Annotated in this window: 2 protein-coding genes and 2 pseudogenes; all 4 read right to left on the reverse strand. The window is 45.3% G+C overall.

The window, feature by feature from the left end; translation table 11 throughout:
* Positions 1 to 228: pseudogene (locus ACNPNW_RS15835) on the reverse strand (hypothetical protein); the annotation flags it as partial.
* The gene (locus ACNPNW_RS15840; protein ID WP_448767153.1) at positions 225 to 749 is read right to left on the reverse strand and encodes a DUF1833 family protein; all 525 of its coding nucleotides are present in this window, start codon (positions 747 to 749) and stop codon (positions 225 to 227) included. The pseudogene ACNPNW_RS15835 and the gene ACNPNW_RS15840, both read right to left, overlap by 4 nt.
* Positions 749 to 1,225 carry a hypothetical protein gene (locus tag ACNPNW_RS15845; RefSeq protein WP_448767154.1) on the reverse strand — a complete coding sequence of 159 codons (477 nt, stop codon included), beginning with the start codon at positions 1,223 to 1,225 and terminating at the stop codon, positions 749 to 751. The genes ACNPNW_RS15840 and ACNPNW_RS15845 overlap by 1 nt, the downstream gene beginning before the upstream one ends.
* A 43-nt stretch (positions 1,226 to 1,268) precedes the next feature.
* Positions 1,269 to 1,926: pseudogene (locus ACNPNW_RS15850) on the reverse strand (transglycosylase SLT domain-containing protein); the annotation flags it as partial.

A 1,926-nucleotide genomic window follows, 5' to 3' on the forward strand; every position in this document is an offset into this window, starting at 1 on the left:
GTTGGTCATTAAGACAATGCAGCCGTCTTTGGGTCGCTCTAGCCTTTTGTTTTTGATCGTGGTATCACGTGAAGTCTGGATGCTTTTAGCTAGATCACCAGTCAACCCCATAAAGCTTGCTGAATAATCTTTATTAAGCAGGTACTGTGCGGCTTCAATCAGGAAATGGACGCAGTGATATTTTTTAGGGTCGTATTGCCGGTCCAGCAAAGCATCAACACTTTTCATATTAATCCTCGCAGATCAGGGTGGTCCTTGAAGTTATAGGTCCGACCTGTCTTCACACTATTTTTCCCAGATGTTGCAGCTTCAAATGTTGTAGCCTGATGATCCTGATTCATTTGTGCCACATACAGACCACGGATCAATTCAATCGGCGTGGCCTTGGTGAGCACCATAGATGCAGCATCAAAAGCAAACGAGCGATAAATTACCTGTGGCTTTTCATCACTCGATGCATCCTCAATCAACTTGATCAACGGTGGCACCACTTCGCCTAAATCCCCCACTGTAATTTTCAGGGACTGGTCCAGATCATCAGAGGTATTGCCGCGCTGAATCATCACCGGGATAAATTCAAACGTGGCCGGCTGACCATTCTCCAAAGTTGCAGACACACCATCTGGGTGATTGGTCACAAGTCGAATTGGATTGGGCCAAAGTGAATGACTGATTTCCAGTGTTTCCAGTAAAACCACACTTGGCGCACTATCCAGATGAAAGTCTTTAATATCATCAACGGTAATCATCACACCCCCAAGGCATTCGGGAAGCTTTCATTCACCAGCTGCTCTAACAGATTCAACATGTCGACCGGATTCCCGGCTGTCCAAATATCCACAATCTGCTGATCAAATGCCAAATCACCATTGTTCAGCGGTTTGACTCGCACCTGAAATGACACGGAATAAATCACACCACTTCGCTCACCGACTGACAGTGAATCAGCAACGAACTGACAGGTATGATCCTGTGCTTCGGCTGAATCCGTGATCAGTCGCCATAAAAACTTTTGTGGATTAAGTGTATGCAATCGCCAAAATGCCCAGAAATACTGCGCATGGGTTTTGGTTTTCAGTAGCACAGATACATTGACCACATGCACGTTATTTACAAACATTCTTCGCTGACGGGCGAACCCGCCAAGAAGTTGCTGCTCTAACATGTTGTTGCCAGGTGAAAAGGAATACCCGGCTTGTAACGGGCATAATGCAAAACTGTTCATAAATTTTACCCATTAAAAAACCTCCCGAAGGAGGCTTTGATAATTAGCGCTTAGTACTTGCCGTGGTGTTTCGCACGACTGCTTTATGTATTTTCGAGTTTGAATTGTTCATTTGACCAGGCAGATATTTATCTACCTCATCCCGAATAATAACCCGAATGCGCCTATCTTCATCAACCTTGGTTTGCACCTGTCCAGACGTGTAGTTTTCAACCACCACATTTACTGAAGCCTGAATACCCTGTCCACCAAACCCATTCCCAACTTTAGGCGTCAATGCAGTACTTTGACGTTGTGGAATTTCACCATAACGGTTCATATAGTTCAGATCCGCAATCCCGATTTTCTGGGTGGCTGCATATCGCATCATGAACTCGCCATTTGACGCACGGATCGGAATATCATCACTGGTACCCGTTCCTGGTCCCGTGATCAGACCACCGGTGGCATATCCTTGAGGTGCTGCTACCGAATTAATGATTGAAGCAATTTGAGCACCTTGAGCAAATGCAGCTGTGATCATAGGTATGTTCTGGGGAAAGCCAATTTTTGAAGCCATGGCAATATTTTGTCCCAAAGCTAGTGCAGCTTGAGCAACAGCAAAACTTTTCTCTGCAGCAAAAGCCACCTGGTAGAAAGCTGATTGCTCTCCTACCACTGCACCAAATATGGTTGTTAAAGATCCAGCAATTTGTTCACCA

The sequence above is a fragment of the Acinetobacter endophylla genome, assembly GCF_053543775.1.

Coding starts and splice junctions, on each gene's coding strand:
- ACNPNW_RS15845 (WP_448767154.1), bottom strand. CDS start 1,225: ATGAACAGTTTTGCATTATGCCCGTTACAAGCCGGGTATTCCTTTTCA.
- ACNPNW_RS15840 (WP_448767153.1), bottom strand. CDS start 749: ATGATTACCGTTGATGATATTAAAGACTTTCATCTGGATAGTGCGCCA.